The organism is Pueribacillus theae, from assembly GCF_003097615.1.
Classification (GTDB): Bacteria; Bacillota; Bacilli; order Bacillales; family UBA6769; genus Pueribacillus; species Pueribacillus theae.
Map to the genome: position 1 here is coordinate 1 of NZ_QCZG01000020.1, position 25,722 is coordinate 25,722.

25 protein-coding genes and 2 other annotated features are annotated in these 25,722 nt (G+C 40.4%); of the genes, 22 read left to right on the forward strand and 3 right to left on the reverse strand.

Translation table 11 applies throughout. The features are described from left to right. The first annotated feature begins 448 nt into the window (after positions 1-448). On the forward strand, positions 449-1,564 hold the full coding sequence (gene spoVID / locus DCC39_RS10440; RefSeq protein WP_116554843.1) for a stage VI sporulation protein D: 1,116 nt from the start codon (positions 449-451) through the stop codon (positions 1,562-1,564). A 4-nt stretch (positions 1,565-1,568) separates the two neighbouring features. Here the strand turns inward: spoVID and DCC39_RS10445 are convergent, their stop codons facing one another. Further along, positions 1,569-1,772, reverse strand: coding sequence for a hypothetical protein (locus tag DCC39_RS10445; protein WP_116554844.1), 204 nt, complete (start codon positions 1,770-1,772; stop codon positions 1,569-1,571). A gap of 108 nt (positions 1,773-1,880) precedes the next feature. Continuing rightward, positions 1,881-2,112 (forward strand) — a binding site (T-box leader). Positions 2,113-2,406: 294 nt separating this feature from the next. Here DCC39_RS10445 and DCC39_RS10450 point away from each other — a divergent pair. The 18 genes from DCC39_RS10450 to pheA all read left to right on the forward strand — a co-directional run bounded on the left by DCC39_RS10450 (position 2,407) and on the right by pheA (position 20,237). Further along, positions 2,407-5,034 (forward strand): valine--tRNA ligase, encoded by a 2,628-nt coding sequence (locus tag DCC39_RS10450; protein ID WP_116554845.1) that lies wholly within the window; start codon positions 2,407-2,409, stop codon positions 5,032-5,034. 20 nt (positions 5,035-5,054) lie between these two features. Further along, on the forward strand, positions 5,055-6,341 hold the full coding sequence (locus tag DCC39_RS10455; protein WP_240613600.1) for a bifunctional folylpolyglutamate synthase/dihydrofolate synthase: 1,287 nt from the start codon (positions 5,055-5,057) through the stop codon (positions 6,339-6,341). Between the two features lie 93 nt (positions 6,342-6,434). After that, positions 6,435-7,367 carry a hypothetical protein gene (locus tag DCC39_RS10460; RefSeq protein ID WP_116554847.1) on the forward strand — a complete coding sequence of 311 codons (933 nt, stop codon included), beginning with the start codon at positions 6,435-6,437 and terminating at the stop codon, positions 7,365-7,367. Between the two features lie 359 nt (positions 7,368-7,726). Next, positions 7,727-8,416 (forward strand): RadC family protein, encoded by a 690-nt coding sequence (gene radC / locus DCC39_RS10465; protein WP_116554848.1) that lies wholly within the window; start codon positions 7,727-7,729, stop codon positions 8,414-8,416. Between the two features lie 709 nt (positions 8,417-9,125). Then, positions 9,126-10,160, forward strand: coding sequence for a rod shape-determining protein (locus DCC39_RS10470; RefSeq protein WP_116554849.1), 1,035 nt, complete (start codon positions 9,126-9,128; stop codon positions 10,158-10,160). Between the two features lie 77 nt (positions 10,161-10,237). Next, complete coding sequence (gene mreC / locus DCC39_RS10475; protein WP_116554850.1) at positions 10,238-11,110, forward strand: rod shape-determining protein MreC; 873 nt, start codon at positions 10,238-10,240, stop codon at positions 11,108-11,110. Beyond that, entirely contained in the window at positions 11,107-11,607 is a 501-nt protein-coding gene (gene mreD / locus DCC39_RS10480; RefSeq protein ID WP_116554851.1) for a rod shape-determining protein MreD, read from the forward strand. The genes mreC and mreD overlap by 4 nt, the downstream gene beginning before the upstream one ends. 66 nt (positions 11,608-11,673) lie before the next feature. Further along, entirely contained in the window at positions 11,674-12,345 is a 672-nt protein-coding gene (gene minC, locus DCC39_RS10485) for a septum site-determining protein MinC (RefSeq protein ID WP_116554852.1), read from the forward strand. Between the two features lie 20 nt (positions 12,346-12,365). Next, a complete protein-coding gene (minD, locus tag DCC39_RS10490; protein ID WP_116554853.1) occupies positions 12,366-13,160 on the forward strand; it encodes a septum site-determining protein MinD in 795 nt (264 codons plus the stop codon). A gap of 169 nt (positions 13,161-13,329) precedes the next feature. Then, on the forward strand, positions 13,330-14,112 hold the full coding sequence (locus DCC39_RS10495) for a M23 family metallopeptidase (protein WP_116554854.1): 783 nt from the start codon (positions 13,330-13,332) through the stop codon (positions 14,110-14,112). Continuing rightward, positions 14,096-14,941 carry a M50 family metallopeptidase gene (locus tag DCC39_RS10500; protein ID WP_116554855.1) on the forward strand — a complete coding sequence of 282 codons (846 nt, stop codon included), beginning with the start codon at positions 14,096-14,098 and terminating at the stop codon, positions 14,939-14,941. The genes DCC39_RS10495 and DCC39_RS10500 overlap by 17 nt, the downstream gene beginning before the upstream one ends. Before the next feature lie 33 nt (positions 14,942-14,974). Continuing rightward, positions 14,975-16,123 carry a ribonuclease E/G gene (locus DCC39_RS10505; RefSeq protein WP_116554856.1) on the forward strand — a complete coding sequence of 383 codons (1,149 nt, stop codon included), beginning with the start codon at positions 14,975-14,977 and terminating at the stop codon, positions 16,121-16,123. A 29-nt stretch (positions 16,124-16,152) separates the two neighbouring features. Then, positions 16,153-16,235 (forward strand) — a sequence feature (ribosomal protein L21 leader region). A 14-nt stretch (positions 16,236-16,249) separates the two neighbouring features. Continuing rightward, on the forward strand, positions 16,250-16,558 hold the full coding sequence (gene rplU, locus DCC39_RS10510; protein WP_116554857.1) for a 50S ribosomal protein L21: 309 nt from the start codon (positions 16,250-16,252) through the stop codon (positions 16,556-16,558). Beyond that, entirely contained in the window at positions 16,539-16,895 is a 357-nt protein-coding gene (locus tag DCC39_RS10515; RefSeq protein WP_338066551.1) for a ribosomal-processing cysteine protease Prp, read from the forward strand. The genes rplU and DCC39_RS10515 overlap by 20 nt, the downstream gene beginning before the upstream one ends. Before the next feature lie 26 nt (positions 16,896-16,921). After that, positions 16,922-17,212, forward strand: coding sequence for a 50S ribosomal protein L27 (gene rpmA, locus DCC39_RS10520; protein ID WP_116554858.1), 291 nt, complete (start codon positions 16,922-16,924; stop codon positions 17,210-17,212). Positions 17,213-17,373: 161 nt separating this feature from the next. Next, on the forward strand, positions 17,374-18,660 hold the full coding sequence (obgE, locus tag DCC39_RS10525; RefSeq protein WP_116554859.1) for a GTPase ObgE: 1,287 nt from the start codon (positions 17,374-17,376) through the stop codon (positions 18,658-18,660). Beyond that, positions 18,638-19,126, forward strand: coding sequence for an ACT domain-containing protein (locus tag DCC39_RS10530; RefSeq protein WP_165820837.1), 489 nt, complete (start codon positions 18,638-18,640; stop codon positions 19,124-19,126). The genes obgE and DCC39_RS10530 overlap by 23 nt, the downstream gene beginning before the upstream one ends. 256 nt (positions 19,127-19,382) lie before the next feature. Next, a complete protein-coding gene (pheA, locus tag DCC39_RS10535; protein WP_116554903.1) occupies positions 19,383-20,237 on the forward strand; it encodes a prephenate dehydratase in 855 nt (284 codons plus the stop codon). 47 nt (positions 20,238-20,284) lie between these two features. Here pheA and DCC39_RS10540 read toward each other — a convergent pair whose 3' ends face one another. After that, the gene (locus DCC39_RS10540; RefSeq protein ID WP_116554860.1) at positions 20,285-20,833 is read right to left on the reverse strand and encodes a transcription repressor NadR; all 549 of its coding nucleotides are present in this window, start codon (positions 20,831-20,833) and stop codon (positions 20,285-20,287) included. A 19-nt stretch (positions 20,834-20,852) separates the two neighbouring features. Next, a complete protein-coding gene (locus tag DCC39_RS10545) occupies positions 20,853-21,986 on the reverse strand; it encodes an IscS subfamily cysteine desulfurase (RefSeq protein ID WP_116554861.1) in 1,134 nt (377 codons plus the stop codon). 123 nt (positions 21,987-22,109) lie between these two features. Between DCC39_RS10545 and nadB the strand changes: the two genes are divergently transcribed. Genes nadB through nadA form a run of 3 tightly spaced genes read left to right on the forward strand, consistent with a single transcriptional unit; the run spans position 22,110 to position 25,664 of the window. Beyond that, positions 22,110-23,654, forward strand: coding sequence for an L-aspartate oxidase (nadB, locus tag DCC39_RS10550; protein ID WP_116554862.1), 1,545 nt, complete (start codon positions 22,110-22,112; stop codon positions 23,652-23,654). A 14-nt stretch (positions 23,655-23,668) separates the two neighbouring features. Beyond that, positions 23,669-24,538, forward strand: coding sequence for a carboxylating nicotinate-nucleotide diphosphorylase (gene nadC / locus DCC39_RS10555; RefSeq protein ID WP_116554863.1), 870 nt, complete (start codon positions 23,669-23,671; stop codon positions 24,536-24,538). After that, a complete protein-coding gene (nadA, locus tag DCC39_RS10560; protein ID WP_116554864.1) occupies positions 24,510-25,664 on the forward strand; it encodes a quinolinate synthase NadA in 1,155 nt (384 codons plus the stop codon). Before nadC ends, nadA begins: the two co-directional genes overlap by 29 nt. Positions 25,665-25,722 lie beyond the last annotated feature (58 nt).

Consider the following 25,722-nt stretch of genomic DNA (forward strand, 5'->3'; position numbering starts at 1 on the left):
TTATCTAGACTACTTGATAAATAAGCATTACTAGGACATCAATGAATTTCTATGAATAATTCAGGTTTAATTAACAGTTGGCTTGAGTTAGCCAATTATTGAAAATAAGGTTAATTATGCGAGGGTCGGATCTAAAATTCCGATCCTTTTTGATTCTTGAATAAACTTGGCAAATCGTTCTCAATTCATATAAAAAAATAGCCATATGGCTTTGTCGCCCAAATCATTGTTTCCTTCTATGGTTTTATATGGGGCAGGGAATTTACTTGTAGGCTGTTGCCTAATGTTGTCACCAAAATGGATTCCTGCTGCTTATCGTTGGAAAAATTTTGTTGATTAGTTTTCAGTGGCTGGAAATTATCTCTGATTTTCTATATCGATTAATCATAATCATTCCATAGCCAGCATAACCTGTACTGTACCTAGTCGGTTGAAAGGAAGTGACTAAATGATGGATAGTCTTTTACATTTTACAGTGGAAGAATCGGTATGGTTTAGAAAAGGAGAAGAAATTGAAGATATTTTATCCGTCTCGTTAGAACCTGAAATTACTGTCGAAGAGGACGGCGATTATGTATTCATTAAAGGTGAGCTTAGATTGAACGGTGAATTTCGTATTTTAGAGAATAACAACGATTTTGATGACAGCGATAATGAACAACTTTCATTTCGAACTGTACAAGACATCAGGGTTCAAAATGATGGGACAGCTGAATTTAATCACCGGTTCCCGGTAGAAATTACGATCCCGGTTGAAAGAGTCGATCAGTTGGATGATGTTTATGTCGTTGTCAATTCATTTGATTATCATTTACCTAATGAGCAATGCTTTCAATTGACAGCGGAACTCGCGATTTCTGGAATCAAAGGAGAGAGCACATCAAAATTTAATGAAACGAAAGAAATCGAAAACGATAACAGGCTCGAGCCATTTGAAAAAATGAAAGAACTCTATTTATCTGACAAATCCTCCTTTGAAATAAATATAAAGGAGCAAGATGTTGAGATGGAAAGAGAAGAAGAGAATGAAACGAATGACAACCTAGAAAAGCGGGAGGTATTGGAACAAACCCCGCAAATTGAACTGAAAGGCCGAACGGAAGAAGAAGAAAAAGAAACGTACAAGCAATTCGATCAAGCGTATCAAAATGATAACGATGCGTTACTATCGCTAAGCAATGCTGCTGACCGGGCAAGTGAGGACAAAGACATAGACATTCCAATGGATTTTCATGAAGATCAGGAAGAAGCTGAAGGAATTGACGACGTTGTAAATAGGGAAGAAGAGATCGTAACGAGTGAAGAAGAAATAGAAGAAGAGGAAACAGCAAAAAAGGAACCTCGAAATGAAAATGCATTATATCTTACTAAAATGTTAACGAGGGACGGTGAGGAATTCTCGAAACTTCGAATGCGAATCATTCAGCCAGGCGACTCTCTTGATTCGATTGCTGAAGTCTATGAGTTACAGCCGAGCCAGATCGCGAGAGTAAATCGGCTCGAACGTGAAGAAGTGGAAGAAGGTCAAATCTTATATATTCCGGTTAAAAAAGCAGGAAAATAAAATTTTAAAACCACTCCAGAGCTAAACAAAGCGTAATCGCTGCAAAAACCAATAAAAGAACTACGTCCAAAGCGGTTGGAAAAAAGAGTGTCCGAATCAACTGGAAAATGACGAGAGGCAAACAAACTTGTGCAGCAATGTCTCGAATTGTTAATACCCAAGGCGGATATTTCAATCGGCGGTAATACAATTTCTTTCTCCCAAACATAAAGCACCCTCCCGCAGCATTTTTTACAGTATATGTGAGGAATAACAAATGGTTCGCGACTTGACGATTCCCTCTACTATAGGTAAAATTTGAATAAATTAATGATTATAAAAAGCAACGAGAGGGAAGAGTAAGTGAAGAGCGCCTTATAGAGAGAGAAATCATCTGCTGAAAGATTTCTTAAGGTAAGCGTCATTGAAGTCGCCCTTAAGCAGTTTCTTTGAAAATTATCTACAAGTTCTCTTTAATGAGTAAAAGAAACCGGTCAAGCCGTTACCCGAACAAGAGTACAGTTAACACTGTGAAAAAAGGTGGCACCGCGGAATCTTTCGTCCTTTACGGATGAAAGTTTTTTTGTTTTTTGCCCTTGTATTATGCGCACCCGCGGGTCGATTTACCTTCCGAGAAGCGGTTCAAAGATGTGATTACGAAATGCATAAGTTTGCACCTGCGTCTAACTAGCCTATGCTCCGCTGTAGGCTTCCTCGGTGCAAGGCAACAAAGATGCAGAGTCAAGTAGTCGCCTTTCTAACGAAAAAAGGTTCTCTCCAGGCAAAATCGCCCCGCTAATATCCATTAAATAAGGACAAGCTTACATTCAAAAGTAAATAAACGTGACGGAGGAAGAATTATTATGGAAATGCCGAAAAAGTATAATCCGAAGGAAACAGAATCAAATTGGTATGCCTATTGGCTTGACGGAAGGTACTTCGAAGCGACAGGCGACAAGAATAAAAAGCCTTATACCATCGTTATCCCGCCGCCAAATGTTACCGGAAAACTCCATTTGGGACATGCATGGGATACGACCCTTCAAGATATGCTCACGAGAATGAAACGGATGCAAGGGTATGATGTGCTATGGCTGCCGGGTATGGACCATGCCGGGATTGCGACACAGGCAAAAGTTGAGGAGCAGCTGCGTAAAGAAGGATTAAGCCGCTATAATTTAGGACGTGAAAAGTTTTTGGAAAAATCGTGGGAATGGAAAGAGGAATATGCCGATTTTATCCGCAAGCAGTGGGCGAAGCTCGGCCTTGGCCTTGATTATTCCCGCGAGCGCTTTACGCTTGACGAAGGGCTTTCAAAAGCCGTTCGAGAAGTGTTCATCAAGCTTTATGAAAAAGGGCTTATTTACCGCGGAGAATATATTATTAACTGGGATCCAGAAACGAAAACGGCTTTATCTGATATTGAAGTGATTTATAAAGATGTCCAAGGCGCCTTCTATCATATGAAATACCCGTTAGTTGATGGAACAGGGTCTATTGAAATCGCCACAACAAGACCAGAAACAATGCTTGGAGATACGGCTGTAGCCGTCCATCCTGACGATGAGCGCTATAAGCATTTAATCGGAAAAAAAGTAATGCTTCCCATTGTTAACCGTGAAATTGAAATCGTCGCGGATGACTATGTTGATATGGATTTCGGCTCAGGAGCGGTAAAAATTACGCCTGCCCACGATCCGAACGACTTTGAAATCGGGAACCGCCACAACCTCGAAAGAATACTTATCATGAATGAAGATGGCACAATGAATGAAAACGCCGGTCCTTACCAAGGGCTTGACAGATTCGAATGCCGTAAAAAAATTGTCGAGGATTTAAAGGCGCAAGGAGTATTGTTTAAGATTGAGGAACATCTTCACTCCGTTGGCCATTCAGAACGAAGCGGTGCAGTCGTAGAACCTTATTTATCAACGCAATGGTTCGTGAAAATGGAACCGCTCGCGAAGCAGGCGATTGAACTCCAAAAATCGGAAGGGAAAGTAAACTTTGTTCCTGAGCGCTTTGAAAAAACATACCTTCGCTGGATCGAAAACATTCGCGACTGGTGCATCTCAAGGCAATTGTGGTGGGGACACCGGATTCCTGCATGGTATCACAATGAAACAGGCGAGATTTATGTAGGGCATGAGGCGCCAGAAGATAGCGAAAACTGGCATCAAGATGAAGATGTGCTAGATACATGGTTCAGTTCGGCACTTTGGCCTTTTTCAACGATGGGTTGGCCTGATGAAGATGCAGATGATTATAAACGCTTTTATCCAACAGATGTTTTAGTGACAGGGTATGACATCATTTACTTTTGGGTTGCCCGCATGATTTTCCAAGGCATCGAGTTCACTGGAAAAAGGCCATTCAACGATGTGCTTATTCACGGCCTTGTTCGTGATTCGGAAGGCAGAAAAATGAGCAAGTCGTTAGGCAATGGCGTTGACCCGATGGAAGTGATTGACAAATACGGGGCAGACGCGCTTCGTTATTTCCTCGTTACCGGAAGTTCACCAGGCCATGATTTGCGTTTTTATTGGGAAAAAGTTGAAGCGGCATGGAATTTCGCCAATAAAATTTGGAACGCATCGCGATTTGCCTTAATGAACATGGATGGATTAAAATATCGTGACCTTGATTTGTCTGGAGAAAAAACGTTGGCTGATCAATGGATCTTAACGAGATTGAACGAAACGATTGAAGAAGTGACAAACTTAAGTGAGAAATATGAGCTTGGTGAAGTCGGAAGCAAGCTCTATCACTTTATTTGGGATGATGTCTGCGACTGGTATATCGAAATGGCCAAGCTTTCGTTATATGGTGACAATGAAGATGCAAAGAAAACGACAAGATCTGTCCTTTCTTATGTTTTGGAGAAAACGATGTGCCTCCTCCATCCGTTTATGCCTTTCATTACGGAAGAAATTTGGCAGCATTTGCCCCATGAAGGAGATTCGATAACCGTTGCGAAATGGCCTGAAAAACAAAATGAATGGCATAACCCTGATTCGTTAGAAGAAATGAAACTCATTCAAGAGGTTATCCGTTCAAACCGAAATATACGAGCAGAGATGAATGTTGCGCCAAGCAAACCAATTGCCATGGAAATCAAACCGCTTACTGAACAGGCGGAAGCAACACTTCAAAAAAATGAATCGTATATTAAACGTTTTTGCCATACGAGCAGCCTCGTGATTTCAAAAGAAGCGAAAGCACCTGAAAAGTCTGTAACTCAAGTGATAACCGGTGCTGAAATTTACTTGCCGCTTCAAGATCTAATTAATCTTGAGGAAGAAATAAAAAGATTGAATAAAGAATATGAAAAATTAACAAAAGAAGTGGAACGTGTCCAGAAGAAACTTTCGAATGAAGGATTTACAAAAAAAGCGCCAGAAAAGATTGTTGAAGAAGAGAGACAGAAAGAACGAGACTATATTGAAAAACGCAAGCTAGTAGAGAAACGAATCAAAGAGTTACAAGGTTAAAGTGGATGGAGAGTGGTTGCGTGAAGACGTTGGATGAAGCAATGGATTGGCTAGGTTCCCTGCTGAAATTTGGTATAAAGCCTGGGCTGGAGAGAATGGAATGGATGCTTGAGAAACTTGATCACCCGGAACGGAGGCTGAAGTCAGTTCATGTTGCGGGTACGAATGGAAAAGGATCGACGGTCGAGTTTCTAAGCCAAATCATGATGGAAGCCGGGCATGAAGTTGGCACATTCACATCTCCTCATGTTTTGAAAGCAGCGGATCGGATTGCTGTAAATGGCGAGCCGATCCCAGATGATGTTTTTCTTACTCTTACAAATAAACTACGTCCTCTTGCCGAAGAGCTTGGTGAAACAGAATACGGGCAGGCGACCGAATTTGAAGTCATGACGATGATGGCAATCGTATATTTTGCCACAGTTGCCTATCCGGATGTCGTTATTTTTGAAGCCGGGCTTGGGGGTCGCCTTGATTCTACGAATGTGATTCACCCAATGGTTTGCATCATTACGAATATCAGCGAGGATCATACAGATGTACTGGGAGATACAATTGCTGACATCGCAAGGGAAAAAGCAGGGATCATAAAGTCAGGGGTTCCTGTTGTCACTGCGGCAGAGGGAGAAGCGTTATCCATTATTGAAAAAAGAGCAAAAGAAAAGTTAACGAAAACTTATCGGCTGGGACATGAGTTCCATGTTTTCAATGAACAATCATCTGCCGATGGCGAACGTTTTGATTTTCAGTCGCCATTTTCAAAGAAAGAGTCGCTCTGTATTTCTATGAAAGGGAAACACCAAGTTCAAAACGCTTCACTAGCCCTAATGTCACTTGATTATTTGTACTCTTTCTTTGGCTTGAACGTTGAGTTCGAACATATTCAAAAAGGATTGAAAAAAGCAAAACTCAAGCTGCGGTTTGAAGAAGTAATGGAAAAGCCGAAACTGATTTTGGATGGTGCCCATAATCAGGAAGCAATCGCGAAGTTAACGGAAATGATTTTAGATCGTTTTCCCAATGCGCATATCCATATTATTTTTGCCGCGCTCGAAACAAAAAATGTTAAAACAATGATTTCAAGTCTTGAAAAAGTTGCCGATGAAATGACATTTACGTCTTTCTCCCATAAAAAAGCGCACCGACCGGAAAAACTTCAATTATTTTCAACAATGGAGGCGACGAGAACAATCGACGATCCGAAGGAAGCCATTGATCAAGCGATTGCATCATCAGACGAAAACACGGTTATCATCGTAACAGGCTCTCTTTATTTTATTTCAGAAATTCACAATAGCATCCTGTGAATCTCCGGACTTTTTGAACAACCTCTAATCATAATTTTGCCAAGCTATCATATATTGATCGTACAAGCTGTCATCAAAGGAGCGGGTACGACAATGGAAAATAAACACCGGCAAATTACAATCGTTATTAACGGGAAAGAACAAATTGAGCGGATCGAGGATACAGAACATCACCACAATCGTTTTATTGAGGAAGTAACGCCAGAACAAAGTTATCCTATCGAAAACAGCCAGACGCCGGTATCGAAAAAAAAGAGAAAATGGCTGCGGGAAAGCAAAAAGAAATTGGCTCCAATAAAAAAGGTATGGCTATCCGCTGTTACAGCCCTTTTTATCGGCTCTACCTTTGGCATGTTAATGTTAATGATGTTTACTGGCGAAAACTCAGGCATTGAAAATGTAGAAGGACAAGCAATGAAGCCTGAACTTCGGACTGCTGCCTCTCCAACATCGGCGTCCAATCTTAATTTAAAGCTTTATGTCATTCAAGGAGGAGCCTTTGAAACGAAAGGATCAGCGGAGAAGTTTTCAAATGCGCTAATAAAGAAAGGCTATGCAGCTGTGATTGATGAAACAGAAAAACCATTCCGAATGTATATAGCGATTGGAACAAGTGATGGGAAAATTGAAGCTCTTGCAGCCGAGTTTGAAAAGATCGACCAAGAGACGTATACAAAAGAAATTGAAGCACTTTCTTCAGCCGAATTTGATAAAGAAAAAACGGTTCAATTCATTGAAGAGGGAAAGCAACTTCTCATTGATTTAATAAAAAACAAAGAAGCTTTATTTGACGGACAATTAAAGGGAAGCAGCCAGAAAAAAACTACTGAAAAACTTAAAAAATGGAAAGAAAAATGGGAACGCGCAAATAAAGATGACATTACATCAGGTTTCGCAGATGAATTATTACAGGCAGATGAAGCGATTACAGCAGCTCTCAATGAAAATAAAAAAACCGGATGGAAAGCTGAGCAACATTTAATCACTGCTTTTATCGAATATAGGAAAATCGTACAAGGTGAGTAAGCAAACCGTGATAAAATGGCGGTTTGCTTCTTTTTTTAAATAAGAAAGCATAAATCGGCAATTCCCAATTTAATCCATTCGCACCTCGCATTTCCAACCTCCAAGAAAAGCCGCATTAACGAGTGAGTACTAAACCGCTGTCTGCGCTATAAGGCTTGCCAATCGACAAGTTTTCTTTATTTAATGAATATGCTAAACTTTCATTAAAGAGCTTTTTTTGAAAAAATAGTACTCCATATCCCGCCTTCCGTTAGAGCAGGATCCTTCGTTTGTCAACACGTTCGATTTTACTCCATTTTTTCCACAACTAGAAACATTTTTCTATCAGTTTTCGTTTATTAAATAGAAGAGGTGACGCCATGGAAAAATTTCCTATTATGATTCGTGATGTTCCAGAAGAGGAGAGGCCGAGGGAAAGGCTTGTAAACAGGGGCGCTGCGGCGTTATCTAATCAAGAATTGCTTGCGATAATTCTCCGAACAGGAACTGTGAAAGAATCCGTTTTGGAAATTTCCCAACGCTTATTTATGCATTTTGAAGGCTTGAGGCGATTAAAAGATGCTACGATTGAAGAATTGACTGAAATAAAGGGGGTCGGTGAAGCAAAAGCGGTTCAAATTCTTGCGGCGATTGAACTCGGCCAGCGCGTCTGGAATTTAAATCCAAGTGAAAAATACACGATTCGCTCACCAGAAGATGCTGCGAATTATGTAATGGAAGAACTGCGTTTTCTGAATCAGGAACACTTCGTGTGTGTGTATCTCAACACTAAAAACCAAGTGATACATAAACAGACTGTTTTCATCGGAAGCTTAAATGCATCGATCGTCCATCCGAGAGAAGTGCTGAAAGAAGGGATTCGGCGTTCTGCTGCTTCCTTTGTATGTTTTCATAACCATCCGAGCGGCGACCCGTCCCCAAGCAAAGAAGATATCGATGTCACGAAACGTTTAGCCGAATGTGGAAAACTTATTGGAATGGAACTGCTCGACCATCTTATTATCGGTGACAAAAAATATATTAGCCTAAAAGAAAAAGGCTATGTCTAAGCACAAGCCTTTCATATTCCCTTCCGAAAAATTTTCACAGTAAAATGCCACTTTTTGAGCGCTTCATAAAAGAGGTTGTTCAAAAAGCCCGGAGGCTTACAGGAGATAAGTCGGTTCGACGTTATCACAAGACGTGGTTTATTAGTCGAACTTCAATTAAGGCTGCGAATCTCTTCGCCAGCTTGCTTTTCCGCTCCTCAACTAATTGAAAGAAGCTATGTACCTGCGTCTACAAGCATTTTGCTCCGAAGCCTGATTCCTCGGCGCAACTCGCAGCGGATCGTAGAAGTATTGCTCGTCTCTTCGATGCTCAGAGCTACGCTTCCTCGACGGAGCCAGGATGGCGACATTTCAACGTTGGCTACAGAGACGCGGCCTGCCTTTAGTTGAAATATCCTCTCGTTGTCCTCCTTTTTGAATACAAAATAGAACTTTTTATATAAGTCGATTTTCTCCTATCATTTTCATGCTTTTTAAAGTATAATCGAACTTGTTGATTATTTTTATCCTGCTCTAATGGAAGCTGGGATACTTTTGAGATTTGGGCACGGTTTTCGTCTTTAATTTGCTTTCACTCTTTGGGCATAAAGGGCCCAATTTCAGCGAAAGAAAGGCCACGTCCTGTGGTCAACGTTCAAACCAACTCACATCCTGTGAGTCCCTGTAGTTTTTGAACAACCTCTTTTAGGAATGAAGGGAGTTTTAATATATGTTTGGTGGATTTTCAAATGCAATGGGGATCGATCTTGGAACTGCGAATACGCTTGTCTACACAAAAGGAAAAGGTGTCGTTGTCCGCGAACCGTCCGTTGTAGCGATTATAAAAGATACTGGCCAAATTGAAGCTGTTGGCAATGATGCGAAAAATATGATCGGCAGGACACCGGGAAATATTGTTGCTGTGAGGCCGATGAAAGATGGCGTGATTGCTGACTATGAAATGACGTCCACGATGTTGAAATATTTTATTCAGCAAGCCCAAAAAAAGGGCTTTTTCTCACGCAAGCCAAATGTGATGGTCTGTGTTCCATCTGGAATTACAGCTGTTGAGAAGCGTGCCGTTGAAGATGCGACAAGACAAGCAGGGGCACGCGAAGCGTATACAATCGAAGAACCTTTTGCTGCTGCAATTGGTGCTGACTTGCCTGTTTGGGAGCCAACTGGAAGCATGGTCGTCGATATTGGCGGCGGAACGACCGAAGTAGCGATCATTTCATTGGGCGGCATTGTGACAAGCCGTTCGATTCGTGTGGCTGGAGACGAAATGGATGAAGCGATCATTCAATTCATTAAAAAGAACTACAATCTTATGATTGGGGAACGGACCGCCGAAACATTGAAAATGGAAATTGGATCTGCTTCTGTAACAGAAGACATGGGTGAAATGGAAATTCGTGGCCGAGACCTGTTAACTGGGTTGCCAAAAACGATTTCAATTAGTGGAAAAGAAGTGGCTGAAGCGTTAAGTGAAACAGTGAACAGCATCATTGAAACTGTAAAAATTACGCTTGAAACAACGCCGCCGGAGCTTGCGGCTGATATTATGGATCGTGGCATCGTTTTGACCGGTGGCGGTGCTTTGTTAAAAAATCTTGACAAAGTTTTAGGAGAAGCGACCAACATGCCTGTTGTCGTTGCTGAAGAACCTTTAGAGTGTGTTGCGATTGGAACAGGAAAAGCATTAGAAAATCTTCACTTGCTTCGTTCGAAGACAGGCATCACATCGCGTTCGAAATCACGCTAATTTTAACGACCGGAAGTTAGAACAAATCAAACCTCTATTCTCTAACTTCTAACCTCCAAATTGAAGTAGGTGTTTCCATGCGTCATTTTTTTTCTAATAAAAGACTGATTATCCTGCTTATCTCAATCATCGTGCTTGTTGCAATGATCGGTTTTACTATGAAAGAGAGAAGTACATTAAGCAAACCCGAACAGTTTTTTAAAGACTCGGTTGCATTTGTGCAATCCATCTTTTATAAACCCGCTAAAGCAGTAGCGGGTTTCTTTGAAAACATTTCCGATTTAAAAAACATGTATGATGAAAATAAAGTTTTAAAAGCTAGATTGGATGAATATGCAAAACTTAAAGTAGATTATGAGGATATAAAAAAAGAGAATGATGAATTAAAGGAATTAGTCGGAAAGAAAGACAGCTTGCGGGAATACAATATCATCTCAGCAAGCGTCATTGCCCGTTCTCCGGACCGGTGGAACAACCGCATTACAATTGATAAAGGAAGTGAGGATGGGGTTGAGACCAATATGGCTGTCATGACTCCAGCAGGTTTAATCGGCAAAGTGAAAAATGCCCAGCCATTCTCAAGCACAGTTCAACTTATTAGCGATGTTGATCGAACAAATCGAGTTTCCGCTTTCGTACAAGACAAGCATGATATATTTGGAGTTATTGACGGATATGATCCCGAGAAAAAAGCGTTGCTTTTTAATAATATAAGAATTGATATTGAAGTGAAAAAAGGCGCTAAAGTTGTAACCTCAGGACTTGGAGGTGTTTTCCCTTCAAATTTAATGATTGGTGAAATTATTGAAGTGAAAAACGATAAATACGGGTTAACTCAATCTGCACTCGTTAAACCTTCTGCCGATCTTTACGATATTAATAATGTGATGATCGTGAAAAGGAAAGCGGAAGTGATTACCGATGGACAAGAAAAGGAGGAGGAACGTTGAAACGTATTTTCCTTCCTTTGCTTCTTTTCTTTTTTTTCGTGTTTGAGGGAACAGTTATGCAAGTCGTTGCACCTGAAAATTACGGTTCCGAATTGGTGTTAGTTCCACGTTTTACAATGGTCATTATTGTATTGGTTGCGATTTATCATTCAATTCCTAAAGCCGTTGTTTATGCCATTGTAACAGGTCTTCTGTATGACATTATTTATACGGACTTAGTTGGTGTATATATGTTTTCAATGGCGATTACAGCATATATCGTTGGCCAGTCCGCCAAAATTATCCATGTTAATGTGATCGTTGGATTGCTGCTTACAATGATTGCGATAGCGATTCTTGACTTTCAAGTGTACGGTTTATATACATTAGTGGGAATTGTCCAACTCCCAATAAAGCTATTTCTCTATGAACGGCTTTTCCCAAGTTTAATCCTAAACAGCGGTTTTTTTATTCTTATGTTTTTCCCAATTCGAAAATTGATTGACAAGATTGACTAATTTTCGATTGGAAGAAAAGGATTTCGATTTCATGTTGTTGAATATCCTATGTTGAGGTGAATCATCATGGTAGAAAAGCAGCAATACGTTACAATCAAAGGTACGAAAGAAGGATTTACCCTAATCCTAGATGATCGCTGCTCTTATGATGACTTGCTGTATGAAATTGAAGAAAAATTGTCTGTGAATACACGTGAGAGCAAAGATAACCGGCTTGTCCCCGTTTTTTTGGAAACCGGCAACCGGTATTTAAACCAAGAACAAATTGATAAAATTTCTGAACTTGTACGCAAGAAAAAAAATCTTTCCGTGGAGGACATTCATTCAAATGTCATAACGAAAGTGGAAGCGGAAGAAATGCATAAAAAGAATCGAATCGTTTCAGTGGCGAAAATGATCCGTTCAGGGCAAGTGTTATCCATAACGGGTGATTTGCTTTTAATAGGGGATATTAATCCAGGCGCAAAAGTGGAAGCGACCGGCAACATTTTTATAATGGGCGTGCTAAGAGGGATTGCCCATGCAGGAATAGATGGCAATATAGATGCCGTCATTGCAGCGTCACGAATGGAGCCTTCCCAGCTTAGAATTTCGGATATCGTCACAAGGCCCCCAGATCATACAAATGATTCGGGCCATGACATGGAGTGCGCATATATAGATAAAGAAAAAAACCAAATCGTACTTGAAAAAATACAAGCCCTACCTTGGCTACGGTCAGAATTAACAAGGCTATAGGGAAAGGAGCATCTAATACAATGGGAGAAGCAATTGTCATTACATCCGGAAAAGGCGGTGTTGGAAAAACAACGACAACCGCTAATATAGGTACAGCACTCGCACTTTCAGATAAAAAAGTGTGCTTAGTCGATACGGATATTGGGTTAAGAAATTTAGATGTTGTGATGGGGCTGGAAAATCGAATCATCTATGATCTTGTTGATGTAGCAGAAGGCCGCTGCCGCTTGAAGCAAGCTTTAATCAAAGATAAACGGTTCGAATGTCTTTACATGCTGCCCGCAGCACAAACACAAGACAAATCAGCCATTCAACCAGAACAAATAAAAAACATCATTAATGAACTTAAGCAAGATTATGATTACGTATTGATTGATTGCCCGGCAGGGATTGAACAAGGGTATAAAAATGCTGTCGCTGGCGCTGATAAATCGATTGTCGTTACAACGCCTGAAAATTCTTCAGTCCGTGATGCTGATCGCATTATAGGACTGCTCGAACAGGAAGACATAGAGCCGCCAAAGTTAATTATTAATCGAATTCGTGGAAATATGGTCAAAAGCGGGGAAATGTTAGATGTTGATGAAATTGTCAATGTTCTCGCCATTGAGCTGTTAGGCATTGTCGTTGATGATGAAAGTGTCATTCGCGCTTCCAACAAAGGAGAACCGATTGCTCTGGATCCTACAAGTAAAGCATCGCTTGCTTACCGAAACATCGCAAGAAGGATACTTGGCGAATCGGTGCCGCTCTTATCCTTTGAAGAACCTAAAGGTTTTTTTGCAAAATTCAAAAAGTTTATTGGCATTCGTTAAAAACTCCCAACCTATTTTTGGGAGCTTTTTAGATTAATATAAGTATAAATTTGCTTTGTCGCAAATTTAGACCAATCCGGCTTCTGACCCCTGACTTCTGTTTCATGTTCTATCTCTCAAGGACAAGTCATAACATGTAGAGAGTATAAAGGACAGAGGAAGGGTGCATATGGGAAACAATTTGGATCGTTTTCGCAAGAGGCACAGAAGGCGTAAAGCTTTACGTAAAAATTACCGATCATTTCAAGCGAATCGCCCAAGCGAGGAAACTCACAATCACTCAATCAACACTTTGAATGAAGAAACAGAACGGATTCATCCTTTGTTTTCGAAAGAAACGTTTTTATTAAAATGCTTACTTTCTGTTACCCTTTTTTTCGCGGTGGCCATTTTATTCAAACAGCCTGAAGGCAAATTTGATAAGATTCGCCAAGCGATCGTTTATTCATTCGAGCATGATTTTCAGTTTGCAATGGTGGGGAATTGGTACGAAGAGCAGTTTGGAAAGCCTTTAGCACTTCTCCCTGAAAGTCTTACCAAAAATGAAAAGGATAAGGAAACAAAAGTAGTAAATAAACAAGAAAATTCGTATGCCGTTCCTGCAACGGGACGTATTGTAGAACCATTTGAAAAGGAAAAAAAAGGAGTGATGATTGAAACAGATAGCAAATCAGTAATCGAATGTGTACAAGACGGTTGGGTGGCCTTTGCAGGCAAGCGTGACAATTTGAATAAAACGGTTATCGTTCAGCATAACGACGGCAGTGAGTCATGGTATGGCAACTTAGACGAGGTTGATGTTGCGCTCTACGATTATATAAAAAGCGGCGACCCAATCGGTAAAGCCTCAATCGATGAAAAAGGTAAAAATGGGGTTTTCTTTTTTGCATTGAAACAAGGGGAATCGTTTATTGATCCAATCCAGGTGATGTCTTTTGATAAAGCGAATTGACATTCATCCACTTACGTGGTTTGTGTTCGGCATTGCCATTATAACAGGTTTTTTTCGTGACTTAGTCCTGTTATTTTCTATTATCTTCATCCATGAACTGGGTCATTATAGTATGGCCCGTTTTTTTAATTGGCGTGTCCGTAAAATTGTTTTATTGCCTTTCGGAGGTGTGGCGGAAGTCGATGAACATGGGAACAGGCCATTTAAAGAAGAGTTTTTAGTTGTCATCTTTGGTCCTTTTCAACATATTTTACTCATTGCTCTTGGGTTTGTTCTAGCGCATTCGGGATTGTGGACGCCCGCTTTTTTTGAAAAATTTCTTGCTTTTAATATGATGATTCTTATTTTTAATTTACTTCCAATTTGGCCATTGGATGGGGGCAAACTATTATTTTTAGCTTTTGCCTACTTTCAGCCTTTTAAACGAGCCCATCATTCTCAATTGCTTTTTTCCTCGATTTTTTTATTCCTTTTTGTTTGTATAACGATAACAATGTATAATTTCAACCTGAACTTGCTTATTATTCTTATGTTTCTGGCTTTTTCCATCTATACGGAGTGGCGCCATCACTACTATGTTTTCCTCCGTTTTTTATTAGAAAGGTATGAGGCCAATAAGGGCAAAGGAGGAAGGCAAAAACCAATTCATGCAAAACCAAGCCATGTACTTGAACAAGTATTAAAACGATTTCAAAAAGGTGTCCACCACAATATTTTAGTGCGGGCCGATGACAAACTGATGACAACAGATGAACGGAAATTTCTAGATGCCTATTTTGCTAAAAAAAAATACAGAACTACTATTTCTGAATTATTTCGGTTAAAATAGCCGGTAAATGAAAAGTATTTGTGGAGGAATGGCGTGCGAAAATTTTTTATTTCCAATTGGCAAGGTAAAACAATCCTTGCGGTTACGGAAAATCAAAAAACAGTGGAAATAATCGTTTGTAACAAGAAGATTGGGAAACTCGGAAACATATACAAAGGGATTGTGAAAAAAAGCAAAGAAGCAATGGATACGTATTTTGTACAAATTGGGCAAAATGAAGATGGTTTTCTTCTCGCAAAAGACTGCTTAGTTGAGCGGCTTGAGCACGGAGAAGAAATTGTTGTCCAAGTTGTAAAAGAAAGAAGCCGGTTCAAAAGTGCAAAGTTAACGATGAAATTGTCGTTTCCCGGAGTTTTTCTTGTTTATTCTCCATTCGCGGATTATGTGGCAGCATCAAAAAAAATGTCCAATAATGAAAGGGATAAATGGATATCTTTTGCAGAAAATCAGAAGCGTGGGCATGAAGGATTCATCATCCGAACGGCAGCGAGCGATTCAACTCTTGAAGAAGTTGAGAGAGAACTGAAACATTTAAGACAAACGTCGAGTCGCTTGTTATGGGAAAGCAATCATTTACATGCCCCTACGCTTTTACACGAAGGCTTTGATTGCATTGAACAAGCATTTCACAACTACATCTCATCAGGAATTGATGAGGTTGTGACAGACGATAAGGATGAATACGAAAAAATAAAAACCCTTGTAGAGAAAATTGATAACGACCACTCTTCAATTGTTACGTTTCAAACTAATCTACCTATAAATGTTGAAAATGAAATTCAGCTTGCTCTAAAAAAAGTTGTTTGGCTTCCAGATGGAAGCTATCTTCTTATCGAAGAAACAGAATCAATGACAATGATCGACGTAAATTCGGGAAAGTCTAGGTCCGGAGTAATGGAAATTAACAAACAGGCCGCCATTGAAGCGATGCGCCAACTTCGCCTAAGAAATCTTGGTGGAATGATCGTCATTGATTTTCTCCGAATGAAAAAAGAAGATGAACAATTGATTTTACAAGAAGTGCAACGGGCCTCATCAGCTGATCGAAAAACAGTAAAAATTTTTGGTTTTACACGCATGGGTTTATTTGAATTAACAAGAAAAAAAATTGGCGGCACATTAAAAGAAAATCTAGAGCCCGCAACTGCTGCACAGATTGACAATCAGTTTGGTTCGTGGTAACATTTCAATGTTAGTTGTTTGGAGCACCCAAAGAGCTACAACCGCACGGAGCAGGTTAAGGGCACTCCCTTATAAGCTTTCAGCACCTGCAATGGCGAGTCTTAGACAAAATAGGAGGTGCAGAAAATGTACGCAATTATAGAAACTGGCGGTAAACAAGTAAAAGTGGAAGAAGGACAAGAAGTTTACATTGAACTGCTTGACGCTGAAGTTGGCGATACAGTCACATTCGACAAAGTGCTTTTAGTTGGTGGAGAAGACGTGAAAGTTGGAGCCCCGCTTATTGAAGGTGCAACTGTAACTGGCAAAGTTGAAAAGCACGGCCGTTCCAAAAAAATCATTGTTTACAAATTTAAAGCGAAGAAAAACTATCGCAGGAAACAAGGCCATCGCCAACCTTATACAAAAGTAACAATTGAAAAAATTAACGCATAGCATGGTTGAAATTCAAGTTGAGCGTTCATCAAATCGCATTACGTCGTTCACACTTAATGGACATGCAGATGCGGGGCCTTATGGCTATGATCTTGTCTGTGCAGCCGTTTCGGCTGTCTCGATTGGTGCAATTAACGCAGTCTTTACATTGTGCAATGTTGAATTGCCAACAGAAACAGGCAAAGAAGGAGGCTTTCTCCGCTGTGTTGTTCCCAACAATTTACCAAAGGAAACAGATGAGAAAGTACAACTGCTGATCGAAGGAATGCTTGTTTCATTAGACGCTATCGCACAAGAGTACAGTGAACATATTACGATTCAAGAAGTATTTAAATAAAACAAATCTTAAGGAGGTGGATCGTCATGTTAAAAATGGATCTTCAATTTTTCGCATCGAAAAAAGGTGTAGGCAGTACGAAAAACGGACGTGATTCGATTGCGAAGCGACTTGGCGCAAAGCGCGCTGACGGCCAATTGGTTTCCGGAGGCTCCATCCTTTACCGTCAACGCGGGACAAAAATTCATCCAGGACTCAACGTCGGACGCGGTAAAGATGATACCCTTTACGCAAAAGTTGACGGCGTTGTTAAATTCGAGCGTTATGGCCGTGACAAAAAACAAGTAAGTGTTTACCCTGCTGCCCAAGAAGCATAAGCAGTCGTAACAAGCCCTTGCCAAGTGATGTTGGTTTGGGGCTTTTTTGTTTTTGTAATTTTTCATAAGAAGTTGTTAAAAATATCATACATAATTGAAAGGTGCTATTGAAACGGGTAAAGTATATTTAGAACTGAATTGAGCAAAGAAGGTGGATCCCCATGTTTATCGATCAAGTAAAGGTTTATGTGAAGGCTGGCGATGGCGGCAACGGAATGGTTGCTTTCAGGCGGGAAAAATATGTTCCTGACGGCGGACCAGCGGGAGGAGACGGTGGGAAAGGGGCAGACGTCGTTTTTGAAGTGGACGAGGGGCTGCGCACGCTGATGGACTTCCGTTACAACAAACATTTCAAGGCCAAAAGAGGTGAACACGGTGGCCCAAAAAATCGTCACGGAAGGAATGCGGAACCATTGATCGTTCAAGTACCTCCCGGGACAATCATCATTGATGAAGATACCGGCGACGCTATAGCAGACTTAACGAAACATGGACAAAAGGTTATTGCTGCGAAAGGCGGCCGCGGGGGAAGAGGGAATACCCGATTTGCGACACCGGCAAATCCAGCGCCGCATCATGCTGAAAACGGCGAGCCCGGAATGGAAAGAAACTTAATCCTCGAATTGAAAATGCTTGCAGATGTAGGTCTTGTCGGCTTCCCAAGCGTCGGAAAATCAACGCTCTTATCCGTCATTACTTCTGCCAAGCCAAAAATAGCCGATTATCATTTCACGACGCTTTCACCCAATTTAGGGGTTGTTGAGACAGAAGACAACCGCAGCTTTGTGATCGCGGATTTACCCGGCTTGATTGAAGGCGCCCATGAAGGCGTAGGTCTCGGCCATCAATTTTTAAGGCATATCGAACGGACTCGGGTCATTGTCCATGTCATTGATATGTCCGGTACAGAAGGCCGCGATCCGTATGATGACTATGTCACAATTAACGAAGAGCTTCGCCAATACAATTTAAAACTGACTGAGCGTCCTCAAATCATTGCAGCAAACAAAATGGACATCCCTGGCTCTGAAGAAAATTTGAAGCAATTTAAAGAAAAAATGAAGGATGATTCTCCGATTTTCTCGATTTCGGCCATAACAAAAAAGGGCTTGCGGGATCTATTGTTTGAAATCGCAAATACGCTTGAAAGAACTCCGGAATTCCCGCTTGTGGAAGTTTCCGAACAAGAGGAGCATGTGACATACCGTCACGAGAAAGAAGAAGAAAAAGGTTTTTCGATTACACGGGCAGATGACGGCGCTTTTGTAATTAGCGGGCCAAACGTAGAGCGGTTATTCAAAATGACTGATTTTTCAAGAGATGAAAGTGTCAGGCGTTTCTCCCGCCAGCTTAGAGGCATGGGGATTGATGATGCACTTCGTGAATTAGGTGCTGAAGACGGCGATACGGTAAGATTATTAAAGTATGAATTTGAGTTTATTGAATAAAGTGAGGAAAACCGGTGTGAAGCGAAAACCAGTCCAATATTATTTAGTTCGTGAAGATGTGTTGACCGAATCTATGAGAAAAACACTTGAAGCGAAGGCGCTGCTTGAAAGCGGAAAGGCAGAGCAAATCAACGATGCTGTAGCTAAAGTAGGATTGAGCCGGAGTGCATTTTACAAGTACCGGGATAGTGTCATTGCTTTCCATTCTCTTGTAAAAGAAAAAATAATCACACTGTTTATTTTCCTGCAAGATCGCTCCGGGGCATTGTCCCAAGTATTGCAAACGGTCGCTGAGCTTGGCTGCAATGTATTGACAATCAATCAGACCATCCCTCTTCAAGGAAGAGCCAATGTCACATTGTCGATTGAAACGGGCACCATGGTAGTCGGCATCAGTGAATTGATGCACCGCCTTGAAGAAGTTGATGCGGTGGAGCGTGTTGAAGTAATAGGGTCGGGAATGTGATGCTTTCAGAGGTCAGATGCCGGAAGCCGGACATGTAAAAGATATAAAAAATGAACAAAAGATTTTAACAGCAGTCTTTTGGAATTTGGATAGCTAAACGAAGAGAGCCGGAGAGCGGTCTTTACTTTCAGTCGCTCGAAAGATCTCGAAGTGTCTTGAATACATCACAGCTAAATTCAAACCCAATTGTGTTTAAAATTCTTTTGTTTAGCATATATAGAAAATTGATGGATAGGGGATTTATAAAAATATGAGTTTGAAAATAAGTTATCTTGGACCTAGTGGAACATTTACAGAATATGCCGCCAAAAAGATTTTTCCCAATGACGAGCTTATTCCATATAAAACGATTCCGAACTGCATTGATGCAGTAAGGGAAAATGAAGTCGAGTACAGTGTTGTGCCAATTGAAAATGCAATTGAGGGATCTGTCACAGTAACCGTTGATTACCTATTTAATGGAAACGGAAATCGGCTTCCGATTGTAGCTGACATTACGATTCCAATTAAACAGCATCTTATGGTTCATCCTTATCACGAAAAAACTTGGGAGCTGGCAAAATCGATTTATTCCCATCCCCAGGCTATTGCGCAGGCACATCATTATTTAAGAGAAAAGTTTCCGAATGCCTCGATCCATTATACAGATTCAACTGCTTCAGCGGCAAAATTTGTAAGGGAGAACCCGGATGAGATGATAGCGGCAATTGGAAATCAGTTCGCAGCGGAAACGTATGGGCTACAGATTGTCCAACATGATATCCATGACTTTCAAAATAATCATACGAAATTTGTTGTCTTGTCAAGAAAAAGTGAAAAATTGCCTAAGGGCAACTTTTACACTGGCGATAGAACAACGATAAAAGTGACACTGCCATCCGATTATCCGGGAGCGCTTCATCAAGTGTTGTCTGCTTTCGCGTGGAGAAAGCTAAACTTATCAAAAATCGAATCCAGGCCGTTAAAGACAGGTTTGGGCAATTATTTTTTCATTATTGATGTAGAGATGGAAGCAGATGAAGTGCTTATTCCTGGAGTGAAGGCTGAGCTTGAAGCATTGGGATGCGGCGTTGACATCATTGGAAGTTACCCGTGTTTTAAAGTGGAATGAAGAAGATCGTGAGATGGACAAAACGGAGAATCGCTTTGTCCATTTTTTTAATCATTTTGCCGTAATAAAAAGCCAGCTTTTTCTAAAGCATGGCAAGCCTCCTGAAGCTGTTCCTCATTTTCCGCATCCAGCGTATGCATATGAACCCCATCCGTTAGTTCTGATAGCAGGGAGGCCTTTGCCGATTTCATTTTTTTTATAAATAAGTCAACATCTCTTCTACTGGAAATCATGAGGGATCCAGTTAAATCACCATAAACTGGATGTTCAATCGTTGCATCTCTAACAGTGACACCGTGATCCACAAGGATTTCTAATTCTTTTCTCGTGTCTTCAGGCTTATGCTTCACCGCAATAACCCACTGGAAAGGCGGTTTAGCAGGCGGCTGCTCCATGTATAAATACCCTTGTGCGGTTGCTACAATCGGTTCATTTTTCGCTTTTAACAGGGAAATATCTTGGACTATAACCTGCCTCGATACATTCGTTCTTTTAGCAAGGGCACTGCCTGTTATTGGTTTTCCTTCTTCTTTTAGCCACTTTAAAATAAGCGCACGCCTTTCATCTCCCAAAATTTTTTCCTTGTTCCCTTTCATTGGAATCCTCCATTTTATTTCATTCTCGATTTTTGACGATTTCGTTTAAACAATTCGCAGCAGTGATGCAATCTTTTTCATCGGTATATTTTCCAAATGAAATTCTTATGAACTCTCTTGCTTCGTCAATGGTTCTTCCTAAAGCGTGCATCGTGTAGGATGGCGTATGTTCACCAATTTGACAAGCGGAGCCTGTGGAAAGTGCAATCCCGTGCCGGTTGCACTCAAGCATTGTATATTGTCCTTCCACACCTTTTAATCTCAATCCAAGCAAATACGGTGATTGAGCTTTGGAATCAGGGTGTTCCTCTACGATAATTTTATCATGATCCATTATACACGACAGAAAGATGTCACGTAGACGTTGAATTCGATTTTGTTCGCTCAAGATTGCTTCACAAGCTTCCTCAGCAGCATATACGAATGATACGATGCCTGGAAGATTGACTGTCCCAGGACGGAATCCATTTTCATGTGTAACATCATCAAACAATGCTTTCCACTTTATTTCAGGCGAGATATAAACTGCACCCACTCCTTTCGGACCGTAAATCTTATGGCTTGCTAGGCTAATACTTGATAAGTTCGCTTTCTGGGTGTCAATTTCTATTTTTCCAAATGCTTGTACACAATCGCTGTGAAATAGAATCTTTCTCTTTTTTAGGAAAGCTCCAATTTCTTCAATATTTTGGATGACGCCAATCTCTCCATTTGTATAGGCAAGTGATACGAGTATCGTCTCGTTTGTAATGAGATTGGCTAAAGCATCTCGTTCAACAATCCCGTGTGCATTGACAGGTACGTAACGAACGTCGAATCCTTCTTTTTTCAGCAGTTCAAAAGCTTGCAACACGGAAGCATGTTCCATTTTAGATGTAATAATTTGTTTCCCTTTCTCTTTATGAGCCCGGGCAAGTGAAAGAATTGCTAGATGATTGGATTCTGTTCCACCACTTGTAAAATAAATACCATGCTCGTCACCGTTAATTAATTCAGCAAGTGTCTTTCGGGAAGCTGTTAATGAATGATCTGCAATGGTGCCGACATCATGTAAACTTTTTGGATTACCGTATTGATTTTTTGCGATATGACCATATATTTCTAACGCTTTATCTGATATAGGTGTTGTTGCCGCATAATCTAAATAGATCATATATTATCACCCTTTAACTTTTTTCTATAAAAATGGAAATATTGCCTGAACATTTATTCTTGTCATGTGTAATATTATATGTCAATATAGGTGTAAAGACAACTGGAGTAAAGGGGAAGATCTATGCAAATAAGAAGAACGGATTGTCTCATTATTGGATCAGGTATTGCGGGGTTAATGATGGCAGAAATATTGTCCCAGTATAGGGAAGTTACGATAATTACGAAAAGTTCATGGCATGACAGCAATTCGTTTCTAGCTCAAGGAGGGATTGCATCCGTAAGTACAGAGGATGACCATTGGACCGAGCATTTTTTAGATACGGTCAAAGCAGGAGAATATCATAATTTAGCAGAAATGGTCCGGCTGCTCGTTACAACGGCGCCTGAAATGGTGAATAAGCTGAAAGAAATTGGGGTGCCTTTTGATCGAAATAAAGATGGATCGTTTATGTTGGCTCAAGAAGGAGGACATAGCAGAAGAAGAATTTTTCATGCAGGTGGGGATGCAACGGGAAAAGAAATTGTGTCGTGTCTTTACGAGCGTGTGAGACGACATGTAACAGTGATTGAATATGAAACAGCTATTGAACTTATTTCAAAGAATGGCTTTTGCTACGGGACGTGGACAGTTAACAGTGTAGGCGAGCGGACGGTTTATCTCGCGAGCCACACGATTTTGTCAACTGGTGGATTAGGCCAATTATACTCCTTCACCTCCAATCATCCGAATGCAACAGGAGACGGAATTGCGCTTGCGTATCGTGCTGGGGCAAAACTATCTGATCTTGAGTTTATTCAATTTCATCCGACTTTATTGATTAAGGATGGTAAATGCTTAGGGCTTGTCTCTGAGGCCGTTCGTGGTGAAGGAGCACGTCTCGTGACAGACAGTGGCCAATTTTTAATGGATGGCATTCACCCGATGAAAGACTTGGCACCTCGTCATATTGTTGCAAATGCCATTTATAACGCGATAAGTCAGGGAGAGAGAGTATATCTCGATATAAGTGCTATTCCATTATTTGAAAAGCGTTTCCCGACAATTTCTCACATTTGCAAAGTAAATGGTGTTTCTCTTTCAGGGGGCCTTCTTCCTGTTGCTCCAGGATCTCATTTTCTGATGGGTGGTGTTGTAACGGATTCAGTTGGACGGACGAATATTAAAAGGTTATATGCCATTGGTGAAGTAGCGAATACAACTGTTCATGGGGCGAACAGGCTTGCCAGCAACTCACTATTAGAAGCGATTGTTTTTGCAAAATGTGCGGCAAAATCAATTTTAAATGAAGGGTTTTTAACGACACCGATTTTTGAACAAGCTTTCAATGTCTCTTTTTGTGCTCTTCCAAAAGTAGATGAAATTAGAGCGGTAATGGACAGGTATGTTGGCATTGTACGTCATTATGAAGGTCTTTCGTATGCAGTAAATTGGTTTGAAACTTATTTAAGAAAAGAAGAAGCCAATCAAAGCTTTTCACTGGATGATGTAACAAGAAGAAATATGACAATGGTTGGCTGGCTTGTCGCTAAATCTGCTTTATTAAGAACGGAAAGTAGAGGAGGACATAACAGAAGCGACTATCCGAACAAATCGGATAAGTGGTGTAAAAAAAGAATCATTCATCAACATTCATCTAACGGAGCAAAGGAAATGGTTAATCAATAAAAAAGGGGATTTATATGAATAAATTACTTTTAAGAGAGAAATTAACGCAATTTTTCATGGAGGATATTGGAGTTCGAGATGTAACAAGCAGTTCAATTTTTAAGCATGGGGAGCAAGGAAGCGGTGTTATTGTAGCCAAGGAAGATGGTGTTATCGCAGGATTATCGATTATCTCAGAAGGTTATCACATTTTAAATCCGTCAATGGAAACTAAATTTCACTGTACAGATGGGGATCGTGTAAAAAAAGGAGATGTCATTGCACAAGTATATGGAGAAATAGCCGATTTACTGAGTGGTGAACGGGTCATTCTGAATCTTTTTCAACGTATGAGTGGTATCGCTACGAAAACGAATGAAGCGGTACAAAAACTTCGCTGTTCTCATACAAAGGTGTGTGACACGAGAAAAACGATGCCGGGACTCCGAATGTTTGACAAGTATGCGGTTCGCTGTGGTGGAGGAGATAATCACCGCGTTGGTTTGTATGATGGTGTCATGCTAAAAGATAACCATATCGCACATATTGGAAGCATTACAAAAGCTGTTCAGAAAGTAAGAGAACAAGTGGGGCATATGGTAAAGATCGAAGTTGAAACAGAATCTGAAGAGGAAGTTATCGAAGCGGTTCAAGCGGGTGCGGATGTGATCATGTTTGATAATCGCTCTCCGAAAGAAATTGAAGCATTTGTTAAATTAGTTCCGAAGCATATCATTACAGAAGCTTCAGGAGGTATTACCGTCGAAGCTTTGTCAGATTTTCGCCATACTGGGGTTGATTATATATCGCTTGGAGAATTAACACATTCAGTAAAAGCAATGGATACGAGTTTACTCGTTGAAGGAGGCAAAAAACATGAAAATGTTAGAACGGATTCAGAATAATCAAGTGCTGCCACAACAATATAAATCTCTAGATCGACATGAGATGGAAAAAAGAGTGAGCGAAATAAAAGAAAAATTAGGTTCACGCCTCTTTATTCCTGGCCATCACTATCAAAAAGACGAAGTGATTCAATTTGCGGATGCAACAGGCGATTCACTTCAGTTGGCAAGATTAGCACAATCCAATCAATCAGCAAAATTTATCGTCTTTCTCGGTGTTCACTTTATGGCGGAAACTGCGGATATATTAACGAATGATGATCAAATCGTTATTTTGCCTGATATGAGAGCAGGTTGTTCGATGGCAGATATGGCCAATATTCATCAACTTGATCGAGCATGGAAGAAGATGCTTGAACAGTTTGAAGATACGATATTGCCGCTCACGTATGTTAATTCTACAGCGGCGATTAAAGCATTTTGCGGAAAACATGGTGGTGCAACGGTTACGTCTTCAAATGCGAAAGAAATGTTACAGTGGGCTTTTTCTCAAAAATCTCGTGTTTTATTTTTGCCTGATCAACATCTTGGGCGTAATACTGCTTTTGATTTAGGCATCAATTTAGATGAGATGGCTGTTTGGGATCCGATTGAAGATGTATTCGAATATGAAGGTGATTTAAATAAAGTGAAAGTTATTTTATGGAAAGGATATTGCAGTGTTCACGAGAAGTTTACAGTGCAAAATGTAAATGATATTCGAGCGAAAGATCCAGAGATCAATGTTCTCGTTCATCCTGAGTGCACGCATGAGGTTGTTCGCTTGTCCGACTTTTCAGGTTCGACGAATTTTATCATCGATACAATTGAAAAAGCTCCTGCTAAGAGTAAATGGGCAATAGGGACAGAAATGAATCTCGTTAATCGATTGATTTCGATGCATCCAGACAAACAGATTGAATCATTAAATCCGAATATGTGTCCATGCTTAACGATGAATCGAATTGATTTGCCTCATTTATTATGGACGCTTGATAACATTGTTGGGGATAACATTCATAATCAAATAAGTGTCGATGAAGAGACGGCTTCTTTTGCTCAAATTGCTTTAACAAGGATGTTAGAAAGGTCGCTCAAATCCCTTCCTGAAAAAGTCATATTAGTTACGCAGAAAACATACATTTAAAGAGAGAATTTGATTGTGAAGTGTAGCATAACGCCTATCCGCACATATACTGTATAGA